General features: G+C 64.1%; 21 protein-coding genes. 3 read left to right on the plus strand and 18 right to left on the minus strand.

Going from position 1 to position 26,171, the window contains the following annotated elements; all coding sequences use genetic code 11:
• Nucleotides 1–60 precede the first annotated feature (60 nt).
• The 12 genes from IG197_RS29155 to IG197_RS29210 form a co-directional block, all read right to left on the minus strand.
• The gene (locus tag IG197_RS29155) at nt 61–744 is read right to left on the minus strand and encodes a class II aldolase/adducin family protein (protein ID WP_067967210.1); all 684 of its coding nucleotides are present in this window, start codon (nt 742–744) and stop codon (nt 61–63) included.
• Between the two features lie 3 nt (nt 745–747).
• On the minus strand, nt 748–1,065 hold the full coding sequence (gene rhaM, locus IG197_RS29160; RefSeq protein WP_192320604.1) for an L-rhamnose mutarotase: 318 nt from the start codon (nt 1,063–1,065) through the stop codon (nt 748–750).
• Between the two features lie 12 nt (nt 1,066–1,077).
• A complete protein-coding gene (gene rhaI, locus IG197_RS29165; RefSeq protein WP_192320606.1) occupies nt 1,078–2,367 on the minus strand; it encodes an L-rhamnose catabolism isomerase in 1,290 nt (429 codons plus the stop codon).
• A 22-nt stretch (nt 2,368–2,389) separates the two neighbouring features.
• Nucleotides 2,390–3,226, minus strand: a complete 837-nt coding sequence (locus IG197_RS29170; protein ID WP_192320607.1) for a TIGR01459 family HAD-type hydrolase — start codon at nt 3,224–3,226, stop codon at nt 2,390–2,392.
• A complete protein-coding gene (locus IG197_RS29175) occupies nt 3,226–4,503 on the minus strand; it encodes an FGGY-family carbohydrate kinase (protein ID WP_192320609.1) in 1,278 nt (425 codons plus the stop codon). Before IG197_RS29175 ends, IG197_RS29170 begins: the two co-directional genes overlap by 1 nt.
• A 1-nt stretch (nt 4,504) precedes the next feature.
• A complete protein-coding gene (locus IG197_RS29180) occupies nt 4,505–5,566 on the minus strand; it encodes a class II aldolase/adducin family protein (RefSeq protein WP_192320611.1) in 1,062 nt (353 codons plus the stop codon).
• A 105-nt stretch (nt 5,567–5,671) separates the two neighbouring features.
• Complete coding sequence (locus IG197_RS29185; protein ID WP_192320613.1) at nt 5,672–6,778, minus strand: substrate-binding domain-containing protein; 1,107 nt, start codon at nt 6,776–6,778, stop codon at nt 5,672–5,674.
• Nucleotides 6,779–6,836: 58 nt separating this feature from the next.
• Complete coding sequence (locus tag IG197_RS29190) at nt 6,837–7,784, minus strand: ABC transporter permease (protein WP_192320615.1); 948 nt, start codon at nt 7,782–7,784, stop codon at nt 6,837–6,839.
• Between the two features lies 1 nt (nt 7,785).
• Nucleotides 7,786–8,790 (minus strand): ABC transporter permease, encoded by a 1,005-nt coding sequence (locus IG197_RS29195; RefSeq protein WP_192320617.1) that lies wholly within the window; start codon nt 8,788–8,790, stop codon nt 7,786–7,788.
• Nucleotides 8,787–10,301 (minus strand): sugar ABC transporter ATP-binding protein, encoded by a 1,515-nt coding sequence (locus IG197_RS29200; protein ID WP_192320619.1) that lies wholly within the window; start codon nt 10,299–10,301, stop codon nt 8,787–8,789. Before IG197_RS29200 ends, IG197_RS29195 begins: the two co-directional genes overlap by 4 nt.
• Nucleotides 10,301–11,707, minus strand: coding sequence for an FGGY-family carbohydrate kinase (locus IG197_RS29205; protein WP_192320620.1), 1,407 nt, complete (start codon nt 11,705–11,707; stop codon nt 10,301–10,303). Before IG197_RS29205 ends, IG197_RS29200 begins: the two co-directional genes overlap by 1 nt.
• Nucleotides 11,704–12,480: a DeoR/GlpR family DNA-binding transcription regulator gene (locus IG197_RS29210; RefSeq protein ID WP_067968385.1), complete on the minus strand. Its 777-nt coding sequence runs from the start codon at nt 12,478–12,480 to the stop codon at nt 11,704–11,706. The genes IG197_RS29205 and IG197_RS29210 overlap by 4 nt, the downstream gene beginning before the upstream one ends.
• 234 nt (nt 12,481–12,714) lie before the next feature.
• Between IG197_RS29210 and IG197_RS29215 the strand changes: the two genes are divergently transcribed.
• Both IG197_RS29215 and IG197_RS36690 read left to right on the plus strand, forming a co-directional pair.
• Nucleotides 12,715–14,817, plus strand: a complete 2,103-nt coding sequence (locus IG197_RS29215; RefSeq protein WP_192320622.1) for a bifunctional rhamnulose-1-phosphate aldolase/short-chain dehydrogenase — start codon at nt 12,715–12,717, stop codon at nt 14,815–14,817.
• 327 nt (nt 14,818–15,144) lie between these two features.
• Nucleotides 15,145–15,309 carry a sugar-binding domain-containing protein gene (locus tag IG197_RS36690; protein ID WP_192320626.1) on the plus strand — a complete coding sequence of 55 codons (165 nt, stop codon included), beginning with the start codon at nt 15,145–15,147 and terminating at the stop codon, nt 15,307–15,309.
• Nucleotides 15,310–15,509: 200 nt separating this feature from the next.
• Here IG197_RS36690 and IG197_RS29230 read toward each other — a convergent pair whose 3' ends face one another.
• Complete coding sequence (locus tag IG197_RS29230) at nt 15,510–16,496, minus strand: methyltransferase (protein WP_192320627.1); 987 nt, start codon at nt 16,494–16,496, stop codon at nt 15,510–15,512.
• Between the two features lie 232 nt (nt 16,497–16,728).
• Here IG197_RS29230 and IG197_RS29235 point away from each other — a divergent pair, with 232 nt between their 5' ends.
• Entirely contained in the window at nt 16,729–17,979 is a 1,251-nt protein-coding gene (locus tag IG197_RS29235; RefSeq protein WP_192320629.1) for a site-specific integrase, read from the plus strand.
• 261 nt (nt 17,980–18,240) lie between these two features.
• Here the strand turns inward: IG197_RS29235 and repC are convergent, their stop codons facing one another.
• The 5 genes from repC to IG197_RS29260 all read right to left on the minus strand — a co-directional run bounded on the left by repC (nt 18,241) and on the right by IG197_RS29260 (nt 26,171).
• A complete protein-coding gene (gene repC / locus IG197_RS29240; RefSeq protein WP_182574704.1) occupies nt 18,241–19,449 on the minus strand; it encodes a plasmid replication protein RepC in 1,209 nt (402 codons plus the stop codon).
• 259 nt (nt 19,450–19,708) lie between these two features.
• Nucleotides 19,709–20,764 carry a plasmid partitioning protein RepB gene (gene repB, locus IG197_RS29245; RefSeq protein ID WP_067968382.1) on the minus strand — a complete coding sequence of 352 codons (1,056 nt, stop codon included), beginning with the start codon at nt 20,762–20,764 and terminating at the stop codon, nt 19,709–19,711.
• An 11-nt stretch (nt 20,765–20,775) separates the two neighbouring features.
• Nucleotides 20,776–21,969 (minus strand): plasmid partitioning protein RepA, encoded by a 1,194-nt coding sequence (repA, locus tag IG197_RS29250; protein WP_182574706.1) that lies wholly within the window; start codon nt 21,967–21,969, stop codon nt 20,776–20,778.
• A gap of 375 nt (nt 21,970–22,344) precedes the next feature.
• Nucleotides 22,345–22,620, minus strand: a complete 276-nt coding sequence (locus IG197_RS29255) for a WGR domain-containing protein (RefSeq protein ID WP_246765435.1) — start codon at nt 22,618–22,620, stop codon at nt 22,345–22,347.
• Nucleotides 22,621–22,685: 65 nt separating this feature from the next.
• Nucleotides 22,686–26,171, minus strand: a complete 3,486-nt coding sequence (locus tag IG197_RS29260; RefSeq protein WP_192320052.1) for an indolepyruvate ferredoxin oxidoreductase family protein — start codon at nt 26,169–26,171, stop codon at nt 22,686–22,688.

Here is a 26,171-nt window from a genome sequence, read left to right on the forward strand (position 1 = left end):
GCGAGTCGGTGTGTCCGTCTCGCTCGACATACTCGGCGAGTACCTCAGCCGAAATGCCGCTCAGCCCTCGCGTGGACGCGCCACGTCGTTGGTGCCTTCGGCGTCGGGTGCCAGGCCATAGCTCATGCGGCGCATCTGATCGATCACCCTCCCCATCTCCTCGTCGGAAAGGACCGGCGGCTCACCGAGCATTAGCGCCTGGACATACATGCGCGACAGCGTCTCCACTTCGATCGCCAGCCACAGTGCGTGTTCGAGGTTGGTGCCGAGCGAGATCTGGCCGTGCTGGCCGAGCAGGCAGGCGAGCCGATCCTTCAGCGCAACAAGCGCGTTGTCCGACAGCGCCTGGGTGCCGAAGGTGGCATAGGCGGCACAGCGGATGGTGGTGCCGCCGGCAACGCCGGTCATGTAATGGAACGACGGAATGGTCCTGTGGTGGCAGGCGAGCGTCGTCGCATAGACCGAATGGCAATGCAGAACGACGCTGATGTCCTCGCGCGCCTTGAGTATGTCGCGGTGGAAACGCCATTCCGATGACGGGCGGCGGCCGACATAGGTGCCGTCGAAATCCATCTCGACGATGTCATCAGGGCCCATGATATCGTAAGGCATACCCGACGGGGTGATGAGGAAGCTGCGGCCCGACCGCACCGAAAGGTTGCCTGCCGTGCCCTGGTTGATACCGCTCGAATTCATGCGCCGGCAGATCGACACCATCTCCTCGCGCAGTGCCTTGTCAGTCATTGTCTACTCCAGATGAAAAACCTTGCGCAGCGGCACGACCAGCGGCTCGTCGCGGTCGGTGTACTGCATGATGTCGGCCATGAAGTCCCACCAGCGGCGGTTGACCTCGGTTTGCGGCAGCCTGTCCATATCGTGGTCATCGGTGCGGACCAGCGTGGCGAACAGGTGATTGGTCTCGGGATCGAGCCAGATCGTGTAGTCGGACACGCCCGCTTCGCGTAGCGCAGCACTGAGCTCCGGCCAGATCTCGTCGTGGCGTTTCTCGTACTCGGCGGCCTGGCCCGGATTGAGGACCATGCGGAAGGCGATGCGCTCGGGCATGTCCTGACCCCCTCAGACGATGCCGCCGCCACCGCCGACCGACGCCGGCCGCTCGGCCGCGACCTTCTGGCGGTAACCGCTGGCACGGTAGGCTGCGACCGGATCGATGGCGCCGCCCCGGTTCAGCCGCGCCATGGCAAGGATCGGCTCGACATCAGTACGGTAGGCCGCCTTCAGCGTCTGCGTCGCCATCAGTGCGTCATTGTCTTCCTGAAAGCCTTCGAGCGCCTTGCGGTCGACCAGCAGTGCGGCGGCATAGGCCCGCTGAACCTCGACGGCCGACAGCATCAGGCTTTCGATCGGGTCGGTGACGTTGTGGCTCTGGTCGAGCATGTGCGCAGGGTGAAAATCCTTGGCGCCGGAAAGCTCGGCGTCGACCAGTTCGTTGAAGACCAGGAACAGGCGATAGGGGTCGATCGATCCGGCATCGAGATCGTCGTCACCATACTTCGAGTCGTTGAAGTGGAAGCCACCCAGCTTGCCGAACTGGATCAGCCGGGAGACGATCATTTCGATGTTGACGTTGGGGGCGTGATGGCCAAGGTCGACGAGGCAATAGGCCTTGTCGCCCAGTTCCTTTGATGTGATGTAGTTGGTGCCCCAATCCTGCACGACGGTCGAATAGAAGGCCGGCTCGTACATCTTGTGCTCGGTGAACAGTCGCCAGTCGCCTGGCAGCGCCGCATAGATGTCCTTCATTGCGTCGAGATAACGCTCGAAAGCTCGGGCGAAATTGACCTGGCCGGGGAAGTTCGAGCCATCACCGATCCACACCGTCAGCGCCTTCGACCCCAGGGTCTTGCCGATTTCAATGCACTCGATGTTGTGCTCGACCGCCTGGCGGCGGACGGCTGGGTCCGCGTGGCTGAGCGAACCGAACTTGTAGGACTGCCTCTGTCCCGATGCGTCGGAGAAGGTGTTCGAATTCATCGCATCGAAGCCGAGGCCGAAACGGGCCGCGGCCTGCTTCAACCTGCTGGCGTCGGCCTTGTCCCAAGGGATATGCAGCGAGACGGTCGGCGTCGCCCGCGTCAGCTGGTTGATGACGGCGCAATCCTCGACCTTGTCGAACACGTCGCGCGGTTCGCCCTGGCCGGGAAAGCGGGCAAAACGGGTGCCGCCGGTACCGACGCCCCAGGACGGGATTGCGACGCCGAAGGCCTCGACCTTGGCAAGAATGGCATCGATGGTGATGCCGCGCCGGTCGAGCTGCGCGCCGAGCGACGCGTAATCGGCGCGCAGGGCTTTCTCCCTGTCGGCGTTGCTCTTTTCAACGGCGCCGCCCGATATCATCGTTTCCATCATATCCTCCTCTTGCGCGGCCTCACCACGCAAATGTCCGCACAAGAAAGTTAGGAATAGCGCCATGCTCAGCGAACAGTTTTTCACGCTCGGCCTGACTGCTCGTCTCGAGAACACCGGTCATGACAAGGGCGGTCCGCAGCCCAGCCCCTTGCCCACCTGATATGTCGTGCTCGATGCTGTCGCCGACGCAGACGACGCGCACCGGGTCGGGATTGCCGAGCATGTCGAGCGCAGCAGCGTAGATTTCGGGAAACGGCTTGCCGATCCAGGTCACCGCACCGCCAAGCTCGGCGTAGAGTTCGGCGATGCGTCCGGCGCCGAAGCGCGGTCCGACCGAGGTCAGCATGATCTTGTCGGGATTGGTGCACAGGCACCTTGCGCCGCGCGCGGCGGCGGGCTGGAGCAGCCGGCGGTAGTGGTCGAGGTCGAAACGGTCGCCCTCGCTGGCAGAGAGCAGGACGATGTCGGCCTCTTCGCCGGGTTCGACCAAGGTCAGCGGCAGGTTTTCGACGGCGGACCGGTCGCCATCGCGGGCGATGAGCAGGCAGCGCAGGCCTGCTTCGCTGCCGAGCTGCTTGCGCAGGCTCTGCCAGGCGACCTCGCCCGAGGAGAGAAAATGATCCCAGCTGCCGGGCACGAAACCGAGCCTGGCCAGCCGTGCCTCGTTGGGCGCCGAACGTTTGCCCGAATTGGACAGAAGCAGCAACCGCTTGCCAAGCTCCTGCAGCCGCACCAACGTCTCGATAGCGCCAGGGTAAGGCGCCACGCCGTCGTGCAACACGCCGAACTGATCGAGGATGAAGACGTCGAACCGCTCGGCCAGATCGCGAATGCCTGCAAGCTGGAGTGCGGACATCACAGGTCTCCCACGGCTTCGAGGCCGATGAGCGCCAGTCGTGCGGTGCCGGCGGCGGCCTCCTGGGAATGCGCCGGCGGGAACGGCACGCCGAGCCTGTTCTGGCGGATCGCGGTCCAGGCTGGGTTGGATGCCCCGCCGCCGAGGCTGCGCATGGACTGCAGAGGCGGCGCACCGAGTTCGGCCAACCTGTCATAACCGAGCTTCTCGATGGTGGAGATGCCCTCGAGCATGGCTTGCAGGAAGCCCGCATCATCGGCAGGGCGCGGCGTGAGCCTTGGCGGCCAGGCGGGATCAAGCACCGGAAAGCGCTCGCCCGGTTCGAGCAACGGGTAGAAATCGAGACCGGTCGAAACATCAGGGTCGATGGCGGCGGACACCCGTACGATCTCATCTGCGGAAAAGAAGTGGGCCAAGACTTTGCCGCCGCTGTTGGAGGCGCCGCCGGCGAGCCACATGCCATTGAGGCGGTGGCTATAGATGCCGAATTCGGGCGCGAAGATCGGCCGATCACACAGCAGCTTGAGCGTCAGCGTCGAGCCGAGCGCCGTGACGCCGTCGCCCGGCCTGTCGGCGCCGGTCGCCAGGAACGAGGCGCAACCATCGGTGGTGCCGGCGATGATCTCGACCTCTTCGCTCAGGTCGAGGGCCTTGGCCATGGCTGGCTCGATGGTTTCGATCGGCGCGCCCGGCGCCACCACGCGTGGCAGAAGTGCGGTCCTGAGCCCAGCTGCAGCGAGCCAGTCCGGCCAATGCCGGTCGATCGGATCGTAGCCGGTCTTCAGCGCATTGTTTTCGTCGGTGGTACCGAAATGGCCGGCGAGGCGTCCCGCGATCCAGTCGGCCTGGTGCAAGATTTTTGCGACGCCGGGCACGGATTGGAAGACCAGCGCCTTGGCCAGACCCGACGTGGTGCCGTGGGCCGCGCTTTCGGCCGGGATGACGGCGGCGATGCGGGCCAGCAACGCCTCATCACCGACCTTGTCGTCATACATCAGCGGTTCGGCGAGCGGCACACCCTGGCCGTCGACAGGCAGCAGCGTGCCGGAGGTGGCATCGACGGCAATGGCATGGACCCAGGTGCGGTCGACCTGGACAAGCACAGCCTTCAACGCCACCTCGACAGCCTGCCACCAGATTTTCGGGTCGCGCGGGTTGGGGCCGAAGTCCGCGAGTTTGGCCGCGCCCTGCGCCACGATCTCGAAGCCGGGCGTCATCACCACGGCGCGCGCACCTGACGTGCCTAGGTCGATGCCGATGGCGAGCGGGGTACTCATCTCAGGCGATCTTCTTGGCCGCGGCCTTGCGGGCGAGGTCCTGCCGGTACTTCTCGGCATCCCAGTCGGTCAGCTGCAGATGCTCTTCCGGTGTCAGCACCCGTACCGGCGCATTGTCCGGGACGCGTGCCAGGACATCGGCGAGGCAGCGGGCCATAGCATCGGCGCCCGGCGTCGCATCCCTGCGCATCAGTATACCCGTTCCGGGAAACAGGATCGAGACCGGCGACGTGCCCAAGCGTGCGACCACTGCAGCGACGTCTTCTCCGTCACGGGCGATGACGGAGCCGGTTCCAAGGAAGATCACGTGGTCCGGGTAAAGGCTGCCCTTGGCCGCCAGGTCCAGGCTCACGGGGTCGGTCGCAGCGGCATGCGCGGCATCGGCCGACGGAAGGCGATAATTCGTACCGTCGGCGAGTTGAGCGAGGCGAGCAGCATCGAGCGCAGGAGCGCTGCGCGGTGCAACACGCAGCCTCGCCTTGACATCCTCAAGCAAGGCCTCCGCCCCCGCCACCGTATCGGCCGCGACGACGAGACCATGATTGCCAAGGATCAGCACGTCGGGCCGCTGGCCGCGATGTTCCGAGATGGCGAGCGCCAGCGGCAAGCCCGGCCGCGCATAAGGCACACAAGCCCAGTTCAACCCCGCGAGGCGCGGGTCAACCTGTTGGACGCAGTCATCGCGCACGGCCTGCGCAATGGTGTCGACGCAATGAACGTGCAGAACCACGCGCTGCGGCATCAGCGCATGCACCGTCGTCTCGATGGACGGCCGCAGGCCCGAGCTGTTGAGAGCAGCGATGGTGAACTGATGCGCCTGTTCGGCAGCGGGATCGATTGCCTCGACGGCCGCGATCAATGGTGCCATTTCCACCGGCACCATGATGTCGCGCTCCAGCGCATGCGCCAGCCAGGTGCCGGAGGCCTTGATCCAGAGCGTACCGCCGACCTTGAGCGAGGTGTTGCCGCCGGCGCCCTGCGTCAGCAGCGGGTCACCGCCGATGCGGGCAGAGACGGCTTTCAGCTGTTCGAGTTCGGCTTGCCAGCCGGCCGCTTCTGGCATGGCGACGGTCCTTTCAAATGCGGGGTGAAGTTGGCCGGCAGCGCACTGCCGGCCAACCCCGAAATCAGAAGACGACCGGGGGGATGGCCGTCTCCCGTTTCGATCTCAGAAGTCGAAGTTGCCGATGTTGTCCTTGTTGAAGACGGTCGGTGCGCCGAGCAGAATTTCCGAGCCGTTGATGACCGAGAGATCGCCCAGCTTGCCGGCTTTCACCGAGGTCGCACCGGGAGCCAGCGTGCCGTCGGCGACCGCACGCAGCACGTAGGCTGCGGCATAGCCGAGGTCGACTGGGTTCCACAGCACCACCGACTTGACGCAACCGGCGCCGACATAGGGCTTCATCGCGTTCGGGGTGGCGAGGCCGACGACGGCGACGCTGCCGCACTTCTTGGCCTGGGTCACGGCGTCGGCGGCGGCCGGCGTCGCCACGCTGGTCATGCCGAAGATGCCCTTCAGCTCGTCGCCATACTTGTTGATGAGCGTATTCGACTGATTGAAGGACAGGATATTGTCTTCCTGTGCCTCGACCGTCTCGAGCCACTTCATCTTGGGATGGCACTTGGCTTGGTAGGCCGCCATCTCGGCGATCCAGCGCGCCTGGTTAGGCGTGGTGAAGGTCGAGGTGACGATCGCGAAGGCACCTTCATCGCCGATCTCGGCGGCCATCGAGTCGACCATCGCCTTGGCAATGCCGTTGAATTCGGCCTGGTTGACGAACCACTGGCGGGCATCGGGCGACGAGTTGGCGTCGTAGCCGACGACGTTGATGCCGGCGCCGAGCGCCTTCTTCAGCACGGGGGCGATGGCGACGGGGTCGTTGGCTGCGAACAGGATGCCGTCGACGCCCGAGGTGATGTAGTTGTCGATCAGCGTGATCTGGTCGTCGATATTGGCCTTGGACGGACCGTCGGTCTTGGCGTCCATCGAGCCCATTTCCTTGGCGGCGTCGGCAATGCCCTTGGAGGTGGCGTTGAAGTAGCCGATGCCGACCAGTTTCGGCACGTCGACGACCTTGATCGTCTTGCCTTTGCGGTCGGGCGCGTTGGTCGGCTGGCCACCGTCATAAGGCTTGGCGGCAGCGGTCGCGGGCGTGGCGTCGCAGGCCAGCGGGTTGGTCGGCAGGTCGTCGCCGCCCGTCCAGACAGACTGGGCATTGCTGAGGCTTGTCGAGAACGACAAGGCCAAGAGCGCGGAAAGTACTACGTTACGCATTCCATCCTCCATTGATCGTCCGGACACTGTAGAGCGGCAGTGAAGGACGTTGCTCTCCCTAGGTTCGAGTGCCGCTCCTCTCGAAGAGGTTGCTGGCGAGGATCGCCAGTATAAGTACCGCGCCGATCAGCATGATCGTGCCATCACCCTTGATGCCGGCAAGCGACAGGCCGTTCTTCAGCGCCTGGATCAGGCAAAGTCCGATGATGGTGCCGATGATCGTTCCGCGCCCACCGAAGATCGAAGTACCGCCAAGCACCACCGCGGTGATGGCGTCGAGCTCGATGCCTGTGCCCATGTCGGAGCGCGTCGTGGAGACGCGGGAGACGAAGATGACGGCGGCAACGGCTGCGGCGAAGCCCGACGCGGTGTAGAGCGCCAACTTGGTCTTCTCGACCGACAGGCCGGAGAAACGGCTGGCGACCTCGTTGGAACCGACCGCGTAGACCGTGCGGCCCCATGTCGTATAGGCAAGGATGACCGAGGCAACGATGGCCGCGAACAGCAGGACCCACAGTTGCGTCGGCACGCCGAGCACGTCCTTCTGACCCAGCACGTAGAACCATTCGGGATAGCCGCGTACCGAGCGTGCCTGGCTGATACCCTCAGCGAGGCCGCGATAAAGTGCGAGCGTCGCCAGCGTGGCGATCAGCGGTGGCACGCGGAAGCGCGTGATGATGACCCCGTTGACGAAGCCGGCAAAGGTTCCCGCTGCAATGGCGGCGGTAGCCGCGACCGGCAGTGGCAGGCCGACATTCTGCCAGAACACACCGGTCAGGATCGCCGTCAGGCCAAGGATCGAGCCAACCGACAGGTCGATACCGCCGGTAGCGATGACGAAGGTCATGGCGATCGCGATCAGCCCGATCTCGGTCATCAGCCGCCCCTGGTTGAGCAGGTTGTCGACGGTGAAGAAGCGGTCCGACTGGAACGACAGGACGATCAGGACGACGACCAGCAACAGGGCCAGGAAGGTTTCGTGACGGATGAGGGATTTCAGCTTCATCTCATGCCCCTCTGCCGCGACGGCGCAGCATGTCGGCCAAAACGGTTGCCAGGATCAGCAGGCCGATGACGGCGCGCAGCCAGTAGGCCGAGACGTTGACGAAGATCAGCGCCGATCCGATGGTGGCGAACAGGATGGTCGCCAGCGTCGAGCCGATCACCGTGCCCGAACCACCGAGGATCGACACGCCGCCGATGACGGCAGCTGTGATGACGGTCAGCTCGAGATTCGGTGGTACGGTCGACTGGATGACCTGCAACTGGGTGGCGAACAGGATCGTTGCAAGACCGGCAAAGGCGCCGTGGATGACGAAGACGGCGACGGTTCGGCGCGCAATCGGAATGCCGGTCGCAAGGGCCGCTTCGGCGTTGCCGCCTATGGCATAGAGCGAGCGACCGAAGGCGGTGTAGCGCATCCAGAACGCAGCAAGCAGCGTCAACACCACCATGAAGACCAGCGGCACCGGCAGCCCGAAGATCTGCTTTTGGGCGATCAGGTAGGCCGGCGGCAGGTCGGTGATCCAGGTGCCGCCGGTGACGCTGATCAGGCCGCCGCGCAGGATGGACAGTGCGCCGAGCGTCACGACGATGGACGGTATCCTGGCATAGGCGACGAGGATGCCGATGATCGCATTGACCGCCATGCCGACAACCACCGGCGCCAGCCAGGCGAACCAGATCGGATAGCCCGCAACCGCAAGCGACCCAGAGATCGTCGCGAGCACGCCGATCAGCGCCCCGACCGAAACGTCGATGTTGCCGGTGACGATGACCATCGCCATGCCGATGGCGGCAACCGCGATATAGGCATTGCCGGAGAAGATGGTGGTCAAATTGTTGGCGCTGATGAAGCGCGGATTGACCATCGTGACGATGGCGAACAGGACGACGATGGCGGCAAGCACCACGATCTCCTGGCCGTATTCGGCGAAAAGCCGCTTGAATAAGCCGGGGCGCTGAGGGGCCGTGCGTGAGCGGGCGGTCGCTTCGACTGTCGTCGTCATCATGCCGCCTCCCCGCTGCGATGCGCGGTCATGGCGGCGCCGACGCGCTCGGGCGTGGCGTCGGCGCGGTCGATCTCGCCGGTGATCTGGCCGCCGCTGATCACCAGCACGCGGTCGCTCATGCCGAGCACCTCAGGCAACTCGCTCGAAATCATGATGATGGCCACGCCCTGCTTCACCAGCTCTCCCATGATGGTGTGGATTTCAGCCTTGGCGCCGACGTCGACGCCGCGCGTCGGTTCGTCGAGGATCAGCACCTTGGGCATGGTCTCCAGCCATTTGGCGATGACCACCTTCTGCTGGTTGCCGCCAGAGAGTTCGCCGACCGGCTGACCGATGTTGCGGCAGCGGATGCTGAGCCGCTTGACCGCGTCCAGCGCGCGCTGTGCCTCCTCGCCGGCCTTGATGAAAATGCCCGACGACAGCCGCTCGATGGTTGCCATCGAGACGTTCTTGCGGATGGCCATGGCCTTGACGAGACCCTGCAGGCCCCGGTCCTCCGGCACATAGGCGATGCCCAGATCGCGCGCCTGGCGTGGCGATCCGATGCGCACCGCCTTGCCTTCCATTTCGATCTCACCCGACGTTGCCGGCGTCATGCCGAACAGGGTCAGTGCAAGTTCGGTTCGACCGCTGCCGACCAGACCGGCAATGCCGAGGATTTCGCCGCGCCTCAAAGCAAACGAGATGTCGCGCACATGACGGCCGTGATTGAGCTTCGTCACCCGAAGCACGGTGCCGCCGATGCTGGCTTGCGTTTTCGGGAACAGGCTTTCGATCGAGCGGCCGACCATCATCGACACGAGCTGGTTCTCGTCGACCTCGCCGATGTCCCTGGTGGCGACATGGGCGCCGTCGCGCAGCACGGTCACGCGATCGGCGAGCGCAAAGATCTCGGGCATGCGATGGCTGACATAAACGATGCCGACGCCACGTTCGCGCAACTGCCTGACGACCGCCATAAGCCGCTGGACATCGGACTCGACCAGCGACGCGGTCGGCTCGTCCATGATCAGGATGCGGGCATTCTTGCTCAGCGCCTTGGCGATCTCGACGCGCTGGCGCTGGGCGACCGACAGGCTCAGAACCTTGGTGTCGACGTCGAGGTCGAATGTGTCGAGCTGATCGAGCAGATCGCGGGTACGGCGGCGCACCTCGGCCCAGTCGATGATGCCTGTGGCCGTGCGCGGATAGTTGCCGAGGAAGACGTTTTCCGCCACCGACAGCTCGGGGAACAAAAGCAGCTCCTGGTAGACGGTGGCAATGCCCGCCGCGCCGGCGTCGCGCGTCGTGGAAAATTTCAACTCCCTGCCGTCGACGGTGATTGTGCCGGCGTCGGGCGTATAGAGGCCGGACATCATCTTGATCAAAGTCGACTTGCCGGCGCCGTTTTCGCCCAGCAGCGCATGCACCTCGCCGGGGCGGACGTCGAAGCTGACGTCCTTCAGCACCTTCACGCCGCCGAAGGACTTGGACATGCCGGTGAGGCTGACATAGGCGGTCGAATTGCTCATCAGCTCGCCTCCTTCGCATCAGGCCTTGCCGCCCTGGCAGCGGCGCGCGCGCCGTCTGCCAGTTCGCGCCAGCGAGCGCGGTAAGTGTCGAGACCGGGAATGTGGCTCGCCGACACCGGCACGGTCTCGTCTCCGAACGGCTTCAGGCCAAGCGCCTTGAAGGCCAGTGCCGCGGCGCCCGTTGCCGACCCTTCGCTCATCATCGAACGCACGACCGTCTGCGTCGGGCGCAATTGCGCCAGCATGGCGGTGAACAGGTCGATCTTCGCCAGGCCACCGTCGATGACCAGGAGATTTTCCGACTTGATCAGGTCGAGCGACAGGTCGGTCATCATGGCGACATAGAGTGCGGCGACCGCCGCCCTCTCCTCGCCGCTGACGTCGCCGCCGACGATATGTCCCTTCGTCTCGGGGAAAGGTCCGCCGGCCGCCCATGACGGTATGGCGAAGATGCCACGCTCCATCACGTGCTCGACTGCGGCCTGTGAGATCGACTTGTTCCAGTTGTTGCTGATGAGGTCGTATTCGCGCCCGCCCATGAAGCGCAGCGACGGCGCCGGTTCACCATTGACCGTCACATTGGCGATCATGTCGCGCTCCTGGTCGAGCGCGCCGAGCGGACAGTCGAGATTGATGATGATGACCCAGGTGCCGGTCGAAACCAGCGTGAAGTCGTGCAGCCCGGTCATGCGGTAATAGGCCAGCGCCGCGTTGGAATCATGCACGCCGTTATGCACGGCGATCGCCCGGGTGCTGCCATCCGCCATGGTGACGCTGGCCTCTCCGACGATCGCACCTGCCGGCGCTATCGCGGGGAAGCGATCACGCCAGCCGAGCCGCTCGACCAGCGAGCTGTAGTCTCGCTCGAGCGGTGCCCAAAGCTGGCTGTGCGCACCGAGATAGGACCATTCGGAAAGCTTGCGCCCGCTGAAGCGCCAGACCCAATATTGCGGATAGCACAGGATCGCCTCCGTGGAGGCGAACGCTTCGGGTTCTTCGACCTCAAGCCAGTAGATATGACGGGCGATGGAGAAGCCCAGCGGCAGCCAGGGCGTGTAGGTCTCGGAGAAGTTTGGCAGGATCGGGTCGATCTTGCCGGCAATCGCCTCCGGCAGTTCCTGTTCATAGTCCAGGATCGGATGCAGCAGCTCATTGCCGCGCACCAGCGCAAAAGCGCATCCGTGAGCGGAGACCATCATCCGGGTCACGTCATGGGCCGCTGCAACCTCGGCCAGCTCATGGTTCATCCAGGAAAACAGGCGCTCGTCGTCGAGCACGCTCTTTCCGCGATAACTATGCCAGACCGGCTTGGTGCGGCGTTCGTCGAGCAGCGTGCCATCGGGCGAGAACACGAACAGCTTGGAGTTCGTCTTGCCGAGATCGAAGACCGCCAGCGCCCCGCTCATGCCCCGCCCCCGTTGGACGCGATGCGCAGTGCGATACCCGCGCCCTCGAGCATCTTGGCATGCTGGTCAGACAGGCCGTCATCGGTGATGACCATGGCCAGCCGTGTCAGCGGCAGGGCGACGTTGCGCGCATGGATAGTGAACTTGCGGCTGTCGGCGAGGACGACGATCTGGTCGGCGTTGTGACTGAGCTCCTGGATCGAGCGCACCATCAGCGGATGCGATTCGAGCAGGCCGTCCGGGCTTATGCCCTGCGCGCCGAGGAAGAACTTGGAGGCATAGAAATTGATCGGCTGCGACGGCGAATAGATGACCCTTGGCTCGCGATGCAATTCGCCGCCCGCCAATGTCAGGCTGCACTTGCCGTGCTCGCCGAGATAACCCGCCAAAGGCATGGAGTTGGTGAACAGGCGGACATTGCGGTCGGCCAGCTTGACGCCGAGATGGAAGCAAGTCGAACCGCCGTTGACGATGACCGCGTCGCCGTCCGCAACCATGGTCGCGGCCAGTTCGGCGATCAGGCGCTTGGGCTCGACGGCCAGATCACGGTTCTCGTCATAAGGACGCGCAAAGGCCGTGCCTTGCGCCGCGCCATCAAGTGCCGAGATGCCGCCATAGACCTTGCGGGCACCGCCGGCCTCATCGATCTTGTCGATGTCACGCCGCACGGTGGCTGCGGAAACGCCTAGATGCTCTTGCAGATCGCGCACCGACGCAAAGGGCCGGTCGCGCAAAAGCTCGACGATCTGTCGCTGGCGGACCAGGTCGTTCACGAAAACACCTCCCATGGCTTCGCGAAAAGGCAGTGCCATGAGCTAACTTACGCAAATCCAATTGATGCGCAAGCGAATTGTGACGAAAATAGCTCATACCGCGCTGCAACTAGATCATGATGCGGCGCACAATGATCAACTTCAATCTTTTTGCGATTGACAAACCGCACGGCTTGGCCTGATTTTACGGCCAAACGAGAGCGGCGCCCGATCTCGCGCCGGGAGGAATCCGACATGCCCGACACCAACGCCACGCGGCTTGCAAATCTGTGGGACGACGCCAGGGCGGCCGCCATGAGCGAGCCGGAGCGGCTGGTCTATCGCTCCAACATCCTGGGCTCGGACAAGCGTGTCACCAACTATGGTGGCGGCAACACCTCGTCCAAGATCATGCAGAAGGACCCGCTGACGGGCACAGAAGTCGAGGTCCTGTGGGTCAAGGGCTCGGGCGGCGACAGCGCGTCGATCAAGCTCGACGGTTTCGCTACCCTCTATATGGACAAGCTGCGCGCGCTGAAGGGGCTCTATCGTGGCCTTGCCCATGAAGACGAGATGGTCGGCTACCTGCCGCACTGCACCTTCAATCTCAACCCGCGCGCCGCCTCCATCGACACCCCTCTTCACGCCTATGTTCCAAGGGCTTACGTCGACCACATGCATCCCGATGCGATCATCGCGATCGCGGCCGCCAAGGATTCACAGGCTCTGACATCAAGAATCTTCGGCGACGAGATCGGTTGGCTGCCGTGGAAGCGCCCCGGCTTCGAACTCGGGCTCTGGCTCGAAAAATTCTGCCTGGAGAACCCTTCGGCCAAGGGCGTCGTGCTCGAAAGCCATGGCCTGTTTACCTGGGGCGACACGCCCAAGGCGTGCTATTCCACCACCATCGACACCATCAACAAGGCGATCGGCTGGTTCGAAAGCGAGGCAAGGGGCAAATCGGCTTTCGGCGGCGCGGTCGCGACGTCGCTGCCGGCAGACGATCGCCGGGCTATCGCAGCACAGCTGATGCCGCGCATCCGCGGCATGATCTCGCAGCAGGGCGTGCGCAAGCTCGGTCATTTCGACGACAGCGATGCCGTGCTCGAGTTTGTCAACTCGCGCCATCTGCGCGATCTCGCGGCCCTCGGCACCTCCTGCCCAGATCATTTCCTGCGCACCAAGATCAGGCCGCTGGTGATCGACTTCGATCCTGCGAAGGCTGATGTGGACACAGTGATTGCAGCGCTGCCCAAGGCACTGGACGATTACCGTGCCGGCTACCAGGCCTATTACGATCGCTGCAAGCACGCAGACTCGCCTGCCGTGCGCGACCCCAACGCCGTGGTTTACCTGATGCCAGGCGTCGGCATGTTCACCTTCGCCGCAGACAAGGCAACGGCCAGGATTTCCGGCGAATTCTACGTCAACGCCATCAATGTCATGCGCGGTGCCTCATCGGTGTCGACCTATGTCGGCCTGTCAGAGCAGGAAGCCTTCGACATCGAGTACTGGCTGCTCGAGGAGGCCAAGCTGCAGCGCATGCCCAAAGCCAAGTCGCTGGCAGGCCAGATCGCCTTCGTCACCGGCGGTGCCGGCGGCATCGGCAAGGCGACGGCCGTCAGGCTTCTGCGCGAAGGCGCCTGCGTCGTCATCGCCGACATTGACGAGGCCGCACTTGCCACCGCGCATGACGAACTCGGCAAGGCATTCGGCAAGGACTTCGTGCGGGCCGTCCGCCTCGACGTCACCGACGAAACAGGCGTGGCCTCGGCCTATGCCGACAGTGCGGTCGAATTCGGCGGCACGGATATCCTGGTCTCGAATGCCGGCATCTCGTCCTCGGCGTCGATCGAGGACACGGAACTCGCCATGTGGAACCGCAACATGGACATCCTCGCCAAGGGCTACTTTCTGGTGTCGCGCGAAGCGTTCCGACTGTTCAAGCAGCAGCAGATCGGTGGCAACATCGTCTTCATCGCCTCGAAAAATGGACTGGCCGCCTCACCCAATGCAGCAGCCTACTGCACGGCCAAGGCGGCCGAGATCCATCTCGCGCGCTGCCTGGCGCTCGAAGGCGCGGAGCATCAGATCCGGGTCAACACCGTCAATCCTGACGCCGTGCTGCGCGGCTCAAAGATCTGGACCGGAGAATGGCGCGAGCAACGCGCGGCAGCCTACTCGATGCAGCCCGACGACCTCGAGGAGCACTATCGCAGGCGCTCGATGCTGAAGCGCTCGGTCTTTCCCGAGGATATCGCAGAGGCGGTCTACTTCCTTGCGTCCGACATGTCGGCGAAGTCGACCGGCAACATCATCAACGTCGATGCCGGCAACGCACAGAGCTTCACCAGGTAGTGCTCGTTAGAATTCCCTGAGCCGGCAAAAGGGCGGCAAAAAAGTCACGACCTGCCGGCTCCCGGTTTCGTGGGGGTTTGACTGCGGTCGGATGACCGGAGTTGTGACCTGCCGCCAGGCAGCAGGTCATCGTCGATTTCAGTCGGGCATTTTCCGTCTCCAATGTTCGTCGGCCGGCTCATGCGGTCCTGACAGCCATGTCGTTCGTAGCGAAGTCGTGAACCTCGAGCAGCTCGACGCCTATCCTGCAAAAGGTGCACAGGCAGTCGTCTGCGGACGGTTTATCGATGCGAACGGTCAAGCCATCCCGGAGAGATCGACCATCGCATGATCGGTATCGCGCTCGACGACATGCGCGGCAAGGAAATGGGCCTGCTCACCTCGTGCGGAACTGACAGGGTGCTTTCAATTCGCGCCACGCAGAATGGTGGATTTGCAACGCACCTAGCCACATGCGCGAAGACCGCTGAAGCGCTGATCGACCTGGCATAAGGCCGCAATCTGACGTTTCCGTGCTGTCGGGCCGCCAAATCCAAAACAAAGTGATTGGCTGGCGGGTAAGACGACGAGGGCGGCCCGGATAGATGCTTGCACGCCGCGTTCCAACGTCACGTTCGGCGCCAGCTGCTGTCAGTCCGCGCTGAGGCCATGCAAGGTCGAAAGCAGGCCGATCAATCGTGAAAGCCGACGGATCAGCCCGCAAGGCGCGCTCGAAACAACGTGCAGCCGTCCGCCAGGCGCGACCTGGATATATCCCCGAATCCAGCGTCGGTCATCCACGCGCGATACTGGCCTTCGGTGTACGATTCGCCGTGGCGATAAAGGTTCAAGAAGGTGAGGTTCAGAAAGACACCTTCAGGCGGGCCGAGGCGGTCGTCGTCGACGACACCCCAGCCCGCAATCGCGATCTCGCCTCCCGGCGTGAGACAACGCGCCGCGTTCAGGATCGAACGGCGTGCCTGATCAGGCGGAAGGACCTGAACGACGGCTTTCAGGATCGCCAGATCGTGCCGACCGATTGACGGCGCAACGGTGATGTCCCCCTCTTCGACAACCACGTCATCGACACCGTATTCCGACAGGATTTCTGGCGCGGCAGCTGCAACCGTCGGAAGCTCCATCAGTGTCGCGGCGATCCGCGGCCATCGCTCGCGAAGCCCGACGAGGATGGTCCCGGGGCCCCCGCCAATGTCGATCACCGATCCGATCGCAGAGAGGTCAATCTCCTGGGCCAGGTATCGGCCGAAAATTGCGGCGCCTGGCGCCAGCTTTCGGCTGAAGGCCGCGGCGGCCTCAGGCCCCGCTTGCGAAAAGTCGTGCAGTGCAGCCGGCCGGTTCTGTCGCAGCGACTCTGCAGTCAGCAGGTCGGCTCCCCAGAGCTCGCGCAGGAGCGCATGATCACCACCACGATAGGTCTTCTTGGATGCGTCAAGAAAAGCCGACGCTTCGGCTCCATTGCGAAATCGACCATCCTCGACTTCGAGTAGACCGAAGCTGGCGAGCGCGTAGAGGAGCCGCGACAGACGATCGGGGGCGATGTTGAACAGGGCTCCGAGGCCGTCAGCCGTCAACGCGCTGTCCCCGAGCTGGGTGAAGATGCCAAGGTCCAAACCGGCGCGAAGCGCCAAAGCGCGAGGCACCGCTGCGATCAGGTCGTCGATCCGGTCAGAACCTACCATCTCACGTCCCCTGCGCGAGCTAGGATCACGGTTGAAGCAGATCGGCAGATCGGGTTCAACCGTGGCAACCCTAACAGGCAGCGGCCAGAAATTGTGTCCCCAAAGCGAAGGGCATAGCGCATCTCAACTGTGCGGTTACGTTCGCTCTTGGCATCTAAAGCGCACAGCCTGTCGATCACGTCAAATGAACGATAATCTTGCATTATCACTCATTTGATGGCCTACTGCCGAAATGGCCTCTCACGTCGCGCAAAATCCGGAAAACCATAGCAAACGGCGTTCGCCTCGACGAGAGAGCACCTCTGAAAACGCTGTTCCGGGTCAAAATCGTTGTCATGACGATGTCTCCGTCGATGACCTGCCTGACATTGTCGATGTCGTGATGGCCATGGGCCGGCAGGCGGAGGCGGCCATCGAGCCCGGCGCTGTCGTCGGTGCCGACGGCGGAGGCACCTCCCCTGCCCTCGCGTCCGACGACGTCTCGCCCGTCCGCCGCCTCCCGGGCCAGCTCGACGAGCTGGCCGAGCGTGCGCGCGGTTATGTCAAGGCGGCCAGTTCCGCCAACACCCGGCGCGCCTACGCCGCCGACTGGAAGCACTTTTCCGACTGGGCCCGGCGCCAGGGTTTTGCCACCATGCCGCCGGATGCCGAGACCGTCGGGCTCTACATCACCGCGCTCGCTTCCGGCGCCGGCATCGGCGACAAAAAATCCGTGTCGACCATCGAACGACGGCTCGCGTCCCTGAGCTGGAACTATGCCCAGCGCGGGGGCGAAAAGCTCGACCGGAAACACCGTGCCATCGCGACCGTCATGGCCGGCATCCGCAATGCCCACGCCCGCCCTCCCCGGCAGAAGGAAGCGATCCTGCCCGAAGATCTGATCGCCATGCTGGAGACGCTCGACAGGGGGACCCTGCGCGGCCTGAGAGATCGGGCGATGCTGCTGCTCGGTTTCACCGGAGCGCTACGCCGCTCGGAGATCGTTGGCCTCGATTGCGGCCGCGATCAGACCCAGGATTCTTCGGGCTGGATCGACTTTTTTCCCAAAGGCCTGCTGGTGACGTTGCGCGGAAAAACCGGCTGGCGCGAGGTCGAGATCGGCCGTGGATCGGCCGACTCCACCTGCCCTGTCGTGGCCCTGGAGACCTGGCTGAACCTTGCCCGCATTTCCCATGGCCCACTGTTTCGCCGCGTGACCGGTCAAGGCAAAAAGGTCGGCACCGAGCGGCTCAACGACCAGGAAATCGCCCGTCTGGTCAAACGTACCGCCCTTGCCGCCGGCGTCCGCGGCGATCTGACCGAGTCCGAACGGACCGGGCTTTTTGCCGGCCATTCGCTGCGTGCTGGCCTTGCCTCTTCGGCCGACGTCGAGGAGCGCTACGTGCAGAAGCAGCTCGGCCACGCCAGTGCCGAAATGACCCGCACGTACCAGCGCCGCCGCGACCGCTTCCGCGTCAATCTCACCAAGGCGAGTGGACTCTAGCGCCCTCCCCTCCAACTCCGGAATTGGACGCATTTGAGAATGCCGCCCCGGTCACACAAAGCACCTCGATGAGGTCCGCGTGCGATTGCCACGGCATATCAGTAGCCCGCCGAAGATCCCTCCCCAAGCAAATTGCTGTGCCTGGTAGAACGCGGCCCCGCTTCGGAGTTGTAGCTTCCTCTACCCGCCGCAGCTTCCCTTAGGCAGTGATCGATGTCCCGACCGGAATTCAGCTGCCACCCAGCTTCTGCCCACCCGGCGTCATCCCGCTTTGGCCTGGGCCCCTCCCCTGCCGCGCAGCAGCGCCATGAGCACCGGCCCGATCGAGAATTCACCGGCCCGCGCTTTCGCCGTCAGGCTACGCAGATAGCCGCCCGGGCTGGAAATCGCCTCGCCCTTCTGCAGCATCGCCGCCACCATGATCGCTGCATCCACCGCCCCCATTGCCTCGCAGGCCTGGTTCCAGGCATCCGGGCTGACGCCGAGCGCGCCGCGCACTAGATTTGCCGTTTCCACCAGATCCGCCCAGCCCGAAATGCCGTTTCGTGCGTAGTCCGCAATGTCAGGGCAGGCACGCAGCACCATGCCAAGCGGATAACCCGTTGGCGGCTGGCTCCTGGTTTCAGGTTTCACCGCAGCGGCCGTCCCTTGGCCTTTCTCGAGGCCGGGTTCAAATTCATGAGGATGTGTATTTGAATTCTGTATGTGGCGCTCGGAATGAGACTCATTGGCGCTTGTTTCTTCAGTTTTTACGTGACTTTCCAGCGCCTTGCGTACCTCCTGGGCAAGCGCAGCCAGCTCGGCGGCAATCGGTTCGAGCTCGAGCCGGCTCGCCGTGCGTGGAATAGCCGCCACTATGTCACGATAACTGAGATGCAGGCGTGGCCAATCAGCCGCAATGCCCTCCTCGAGGCCGAATGCGATCATCTTGGCGATGTCACGACGCAGGATGGTGATGCGCTCGCGGACGAGCAGAAGCGACCGCCGCTCAGCCCTCACTGCCTCGGCCATGCGCTCGAATTCTTCGGCACGGGCCAGAAGCGGCGTCAGGTCGAAGCCAAAGGCCTGCTCGATCGCACCGTCAAAGCCTTTGCGCGCATAACGCTTGCCATTGGGGCTGTCGCGGCGCACCACCAGGCCGCAGTCGACGAGCACCGAGAGATGCCGCCTGAGCGTCGCCGGCGCCATGCCATGCGCCCTCAGCGCCAGCTGGGCATTGGACGGAAACACCACCAGCCCCTCCCCTTCCACGAGATCCGTGTCGGGATGGAAGCTCAGCAGCGCGTTGAGAACGGCAAGGGCGCGATCGCTGGCGCCAAGCAATTGCTTGGCCTCGCAGACGGCACGGAACACCTGCCATTTGTTGGAGCTGGCGCCAGGCGCGCAGCTGTCGGCCGCCATCTGACCTGCCACCATGGCAAGCGACAACGACCGCCGCCCAAAGGGCGTCGTCGAGATATGCTCAGTCATCCTTGTTTTACCTCAGTCGAGGCAAGCCGAAGGCATTCCGGAACGCGTCCAGTGGTTGACAAGTCGGCCCGGAAATGATTCTCTTACAATTGCTACATTGATGAGGGCTTCCGGAATGGCGACGTTTCGGGGGCCTTTTTCTTGCCGATTATCCTTCTGTTTCCGATCCTCTACGCGTTGGAACCTACGCTTTACGCTCCATCACCCGCGGGTGGCGCTGCGTTGAGGCAAACGCCCGTGCCGCTGGCTGTGGACAAACCTAGCCTTGCCCGGCCGAGCGGCCACGCTCCTGCTCGAACCTCTCCAACAGCTTGGGCAACTCCTCATCGAGGAAGTCTGCGAACCCATCCGCTGCCTTTTCCAGAAAATCGATCCTGGCTTTGCCCTTGGAAACAGTCAGACTTGCAACCGCCCTGCCCTTGCCATCGCGGATTTCGCGCACGGCGCCGGCGATTGGCTGCGTCTTGCGCTGCAGGTGCATGAACAACATGTTGAAGCGTTCATCGCTCGTTGCAGCAAGGAAGCGCTGGCTGGTGACCTCGTCGTCGGCCTTGACGCGAGCCGCCTCGCTCTTCAGCAGCTCGGCCAGTGCCATCCAGCGCGGACGGCCGATCTTGGGGGCCGCGCCGATCGCGCGTACGACCTGTTCAGGCACCGCGTCGGCCACCTGCAGGAAGCGCGTCATCTCGGCCTTGTGCAGCGACAGCGCGTCCTGAACGACGGCGCGCTCGAAGCCTCTGGCGATCAGCTCGTGGGCGAACAGCGCCCGCTCGATGAAGGAGAGGTCACGCCGCTCGCTGTTTTCCTTACCCTGGGCGAGCACCAGCTCGACGTCGGAGAGCGGCCGGACGATGGCCAGGACGGGAACGCCGAGCTTTCCGGCAGCGCGCACGCGGCGATGGCCGTAGGCAGTCTGGTAGCGCCCCGGCTTGTCGGGATGCGGCCTGAGCAACACCGGAACCTGCTGCCCAGACGTCTCGATGCTGCTGACCAGCGCGTCGAAATCCGGATCCTGCGCGCCATGGTCGAGCCGGTCGGCGACGAACGACGCCTCGATCAGTGACGCGTCGACCTGGCTTACACGCTCTGCGGCATCGAGGCTTTCCTTGAGCCTGCGCGCCTCCTCGATCTCCCTGGACAGGCCACCGAGCGACAGGCCCATGGCCTTGACGGCTCCAGAGGCGCTGCGCTGGCGCGCGGCATCCGGCTCAGCCGTTTTCGTCTCAGGCGCCTTCTCGGTCGGAGTTGCGGCCACAGGCGCCGGTTCGACCGTACCGAACAGCGCCTTGAGCTGATCCTTGCGGTTCAATGCCATGCCAGCCTCCCTCACGCCGCCCGGTTCCATGCCTTGAGCATCAGGCTCTCGATCTCGCCGTTGACAGCTGTCAACGACTCCATGGCGCGGTCATAGGTGGCACGGCTGAAGCTCTCACGTGACACTTCGTAAAGCGTCTGCTTGGTCAGGCCCGCATCCGAAAAGGCGGTCGACTTGACCAGCGGCGCGGTCAGCACCCGATCGCCGAACAGCGAGCGCAGGAAACCGACGATCTGGGTCTGCGGTCCGTCATTGGGCTCGTAGCGCGTGATCAGGTAGCGCATGAAATCGAAATTCAGCTCGCCGCCGGCCTCCCGCACCACCGACAGAAGGTCGGCGGTCATGAACAGGAACTGGCTCATCGAGGCAACGTCGAGCATCTGCGGGTGAATGGTCACCAGCACCGAGGTCGCCGCGCACAGCGCCGACAGGGTCAGGAAGCCGAGCTGCGGCGGGCAGTCCATGACGACGACGTCGTAATTGTCGGCAACGGTCTGCAGCGCTTCCTGGACACGTGCAAAGAACATCGCCTTGTTGTCGCCGGCCTGCCGCGCCGCCAGCATCTGCGGCGTCGTATGCTCGAACTCCTGAAGCTCAAGATTGCCGGGCACGAAGTCGAGCCCGTCGAAATAGGTGCGGCGGATGATGTCGGTCAGCGGCCGGCGCTCCTCGTCATAGCGGATCGCGCCATAGAGCGTGTCGTTGCCGTCGAGATCGAGTTCCGGCTGGTAGCCCAGCAGTGCCGACATCGAAGCCTGCGGATCGAGATCGATCGCCAGCACCCGGTAACCGGCCAGCGCAAGATGCTGGGCAAGGTGCGTGCTGGTCGTGGTCTTGCCCGAGCCGCCCTTGAAATTGGTGACGGCGATGACCTGAAGGTGTTCGCCACGCCCGGTGTCGCGGCGCGGCAGATAATGGCGCGCCTTGGTGGGGTTCTGCTCGGCCAGATGCCGGCGCAGCCCGTTGATGTCGTCGAGTGCGTAGTAGCGTCGCCCCCCTGCCCCGGTTTCGGGCTGCGGCCCTTCGCCTGCGATGGAGAGCTGGCGCAGATAGCCGTCGGTGACACCGATCAGACGTGCGGCTTCGCCGCTCGAAAACTTGCGCAGGACCTTCTTCGAGGTCGGCGAAAACAGCCGGTCGCGCATTGCCTGCAATTGCGCCGACAACATCTCGGCGTCCCGCGCAATGGCACGATCAGTCGCCATGACCTCGGCCTCGTCGCTCGCGTTTTCCGCCCGTGCTTGAACTGCCCCAACCAAGTCTTTAGTCCCCTCTCGCCCACCAGCGCATGCGTAAGCGACGCACCGTCAGGCTTCGTTAAGATTTATGCGCCGATTCGCTGCAGAATCCGAATCCGGGTTACGCCTTCGCACATTTTAACGTGCCGGAGCGTGGATAACGGTTTTCTGAGGCGGTTACGCTGGACGCGTCGAATTACGACCAATTAGCGTAACAAGGGTGCTGGAGAGGGCGAGTCGAGTCAACTTGTTTATAGTTAACGGAAATTAACCATTGTGACGGAGGCGTAACGGCGACCGTCGAGGACCGTTTCGGTCCCGGCATATCGTCGTTGACAGCTGTCAACCGACGGAGCTGTAGCCGCGCTTGACCTTGGACACCACCAAACGGCGCATCGCCTCCTGCGCCTGGGCAACGTTGGCAAAGAGATCGAGACGCCTCCGGCCCAGCGTACCGATGCGGCCCCATTCGCGCACCAGCACCGCGTCGCCAAACAGCGAACGCTCAACCGACAGGCAATAGAACCGCGCCATGTTACGGCTCGGATCACGACGCTGGAGGTGCAGGATGGGGCTCGGTTTGTACATGGACGGCAGAATCGCGCGCGGCGAACCCACCGTCCAATGAAACTCCTGAATCGATCAGCCGTGGTCGATTCAGGCCGTTGATGGGACCAGGCTCGTCAGGCCGCCTGCCCTACGGCCGTGGCCTGATCAAATGCGGCGAGCAGTTCGAGCTTACGCTTTTCGTAACGCTCGACGGCAGCTAGCTTGATGTGGCCATAGCCGCGGACGGTCTCGGCCAGGCTGGCGATCTCTGTCGCCATTGCTAGGTTTGAAGCCGACAGGCGGGCGGAAAGCGCCTCGACCAGCGTGAAGTAGTCCGCCGCCAGTTTGCGTTCCATCTTGCGCTCGGCGGTGCGGCCGAATGGATCGAAGCGGGTGCCACGCAGGCTCTTGAGGCGAGCCAGCACGGCAAAGGCCGGCTCGATCCAGCGGCTGCCGATGGCGATCTTGGCGGGATGGCCGGTGCGCGGATCGGTACGGGTCAGCATCGGCGGCGCGAGATTGTACTGGAGCTTGAAGTCGCCTTCGAACTGCTCGGCGAGCTTTTGCCGGAAGGCCGGATCGCGATGCAGCCGCGCTACCTCGTATTCGTCCTTATAGGCCATCAGCTTGAATGCGGCCTTGGCAACGGCCGTCGCGAACATAGCCTGCCCCGGAGCCACTCTCGCCTCGGCTTGCCGCGCCTTGTCGACCAGCGTCCGATAGCGCTCGGCATATCCCGCGTCCTGATACCCGGTGAGGAACGCGACGCGCTGCGCGACGATCTCATCAGGCGACTTGGCTTCGGGCGCCGAAGCGGGTGCCGTCCCAGCCTGCCGGCTGACGAAGTCCATGTCGTCGACGGAACGCCGGCCCCAGGCAAAGGCAGCGCGGTTCATGGCGACGCCGGCGCCGTTGAGGTAGATCGCCTTCTCGATCGCTTCGCGCCCGATCGGCACCAGGCCCTTCTGCCAGGCATGGCCGAGCAGGAACATGTTGGCGGCGATCGCATCGCCGAACAGCGCGGTTGCCAGCTTCATTGCGGGAAGCGTGGTGAGCGCGTCCTCGCCGCCGGCAGTGCGCAGCCGCCGCAGCGTCGCGCTTTCTCGGAAGTCAATCGTGGTGTCCTTGACGAAGGACGCCGTCGGGGCGAAGTGGTCGTCGACCACGGCCCTGGTACGGCCCTTGCCGAAAGTGGCGACGGCATTCTGCGATGCAGCGACCACGAGATCGAAGCCGAGCACTAGGTCGGCCTCGCCAGGGCCGATGCGGGCTGCGTTGAGCATCTCAGGCCGTCGCGCCAGGCGAATGTGCGAGACGACGGCACCATTCTTCTGTGCCAGGCCGGTCTGGTCGAGCGTCACCAGTGACAGGCCGTCGAGATGAGCTGCCTGTGACAGGATGGCACTGACGGTGATGACGCCTGTGCCGCCGATGCCAGTAAGCAGCAGGCTGTAGGGCGCATCGCCCAACCTGGGCAGGCTGGGCTCGGCCAGGCCGGCGTCGACGCCGCCGGCAGCCTTGGCGCGCGGCTTGCGCAGGCGCCCGCCTTCGACGGTGACAAAGCTCGGGCAAAAGCCCTTGGTGCAGCTGAGGTCGGTGTTGCAGCTCGACTGGTTGATGGCGCGCTTGCGGCCAAACTCGGTCTCGCGCGGCTCGATGGAGATGCAGTTCGAGACCGCCGAGCAATCACCGCAGCCTTCGCAGACCAGTTCGTTGATGAAGGCACGCTTGGGCGAGACGGCATAGGTGCCACGCTTGCGCCGGCGGCGCTTTTCGGCGGCGCAGACCTGGTCGTAGACCAGCACGGTGACACCTTCGACGTCGCGCAGCTCACGCTGTACCTCGTCGAGCTCGTCGCGATGCCGCACATCGACCGCACGCGGCAGCAGGCCGGCCAGCAATGGCGGCCTCTCGGAGACGACGACGACCCGCTTGGCACCCTCGGCGAGCACCTGGCCGACGATCGACGGCACCGACAATTCGCCGTCATGGCGCTGGCCACCGGTCATGGCGACCGCATCGTTGTAGAGGATCTTGTAGGTGGCGTTGACCTTGGCGGCGATGCCGGCGCGGATGGCCAGCAGACCGGAATGGAAATAAGTGCCGTCGCCCATGTTGACGAAGATGTGCTTCTCGTCGGTGAAGGGGGAAAGGCCGATCCACGAGCCGCCTTCGCCACCCATCTGGGTGAAGGTCGAGGTGTCGCGCTCCATGCCGATCACCATCATGTGGCAACCGATACCGGTGGAGGCGCGGCTGCCCTTGGGCAGAACCGTCGATGTCGAATGCGGGCACCCTGAGCAGAAATAGGGTTCGCGGTTGAGCAGACCCGGTTCGGCAGGGGAGGGGGCTCCAACCGTTGACAGCTGTACGGCGCGGGCCGCGAGGCCTGCGTCATCAGTGCCCAGCCATTGCAGGATGGCACGTGCCACCGAGAGCGCGCCAATCTCGCCGATCGAGGGCAGGAGTGGAGAGCCGTCCGGCCCGGTCTTGCCGAAGACTTGCGGCCGGCGGTCGCCCGGCTGGTTGAACAGCTGCGACTTGATCTGCTCCTCGATGACCGGACGCTTTTCTTCGACGACGAGGATCTGCTCCAGCCCGTCGGCAAATTCGCGCAGGCCCTCCGGCTCCAGCGGCCAGACCATGCCAACCTTGTAAAGGCGGATGCCAAGCTCGGCGGCGCGGCCCTCGTCGATGCCGAGCAGTGCCAGTGCACCCTTGAGGTCGAGCCAGGATTTGCCGGTCGAGACAATGCCGAGCCGTGCGGCAGGGGAGGGCCAGACCGGACGGTCGAGGCGATTGGCGCGGGCGAAGGCGAGCACCGCGGCAAGCTTGGTCTCGAGCCGCCGTTCCATCGCTTGCTGTCCGTCGGGCCAGCGCATCGACAGGCCGTCGGCGGGGAGAGGCATGTCTGGCGTGACGATCTCCAGCCGGGTCGGATCGAGGTCGACAGTTGCCGAGCACTCAACGATCTCGGTCTGGCATTTGAAGCCGACCCAAGCACCGGAATAGCGGCTCATGGCCCAGCCAAGCAGACCGTAGTCGATATATTCACTGATGCCGGCCGGCGACAGAAGCGGCACCATGGCCGATATCAGGTTGTGCTCGCTCTGGTGGGGCAGGGTCGACGACACCGCGCCATGGTCGTCGCCGACGAGCAACAGCACGCCGCCATGCTTGCTGGTGCCGATGGCATTGGCGTGGCGGATGACATCCATGGTGCGGTCGACGCCCGGGCCCTTGCCGTACCACATGGAAAAGACGCCGTCGTAGCGCGCGCCGGGGAACATGCCGGTCTGCTGCGTGCCCCACACCGCGGTCGCCGCCATGTCCTCATTGAGACCGGGCTGGAAGACGATATGGCTTTCCTTGAGATGTTTCCGGGCGCTGGCCATCTCGCGATCGAAGCCGGCTAATGGAGAGCCGCGATAGCCCGAGACGTAACCTGCGGTGTTGAGCCCGACGGCCAGATCCCGCTGGCGTTGGACCATCGGCAGGCGCACCAGCGCCTGCGTGCCCGAAACAAGGATGCGGCCGCGTTCGAGCGTGTAGCGTTCGTCAAGCGCCGAGGGCATGTCGACCGGGCGGGCGCCATTTTCAGGAGAAGTCACAGCTGTCAT

Origin of the sequence: Aminobacter sp. SR38 (assembly GCF_014843375.1) — a bacterium.
GTDB lineage: Bacteria > Pseudomonadota > Alphaproteobacteria > Rhizobiales > Rhizobiaceae > Aminobacter > Aminobacter ciceronei.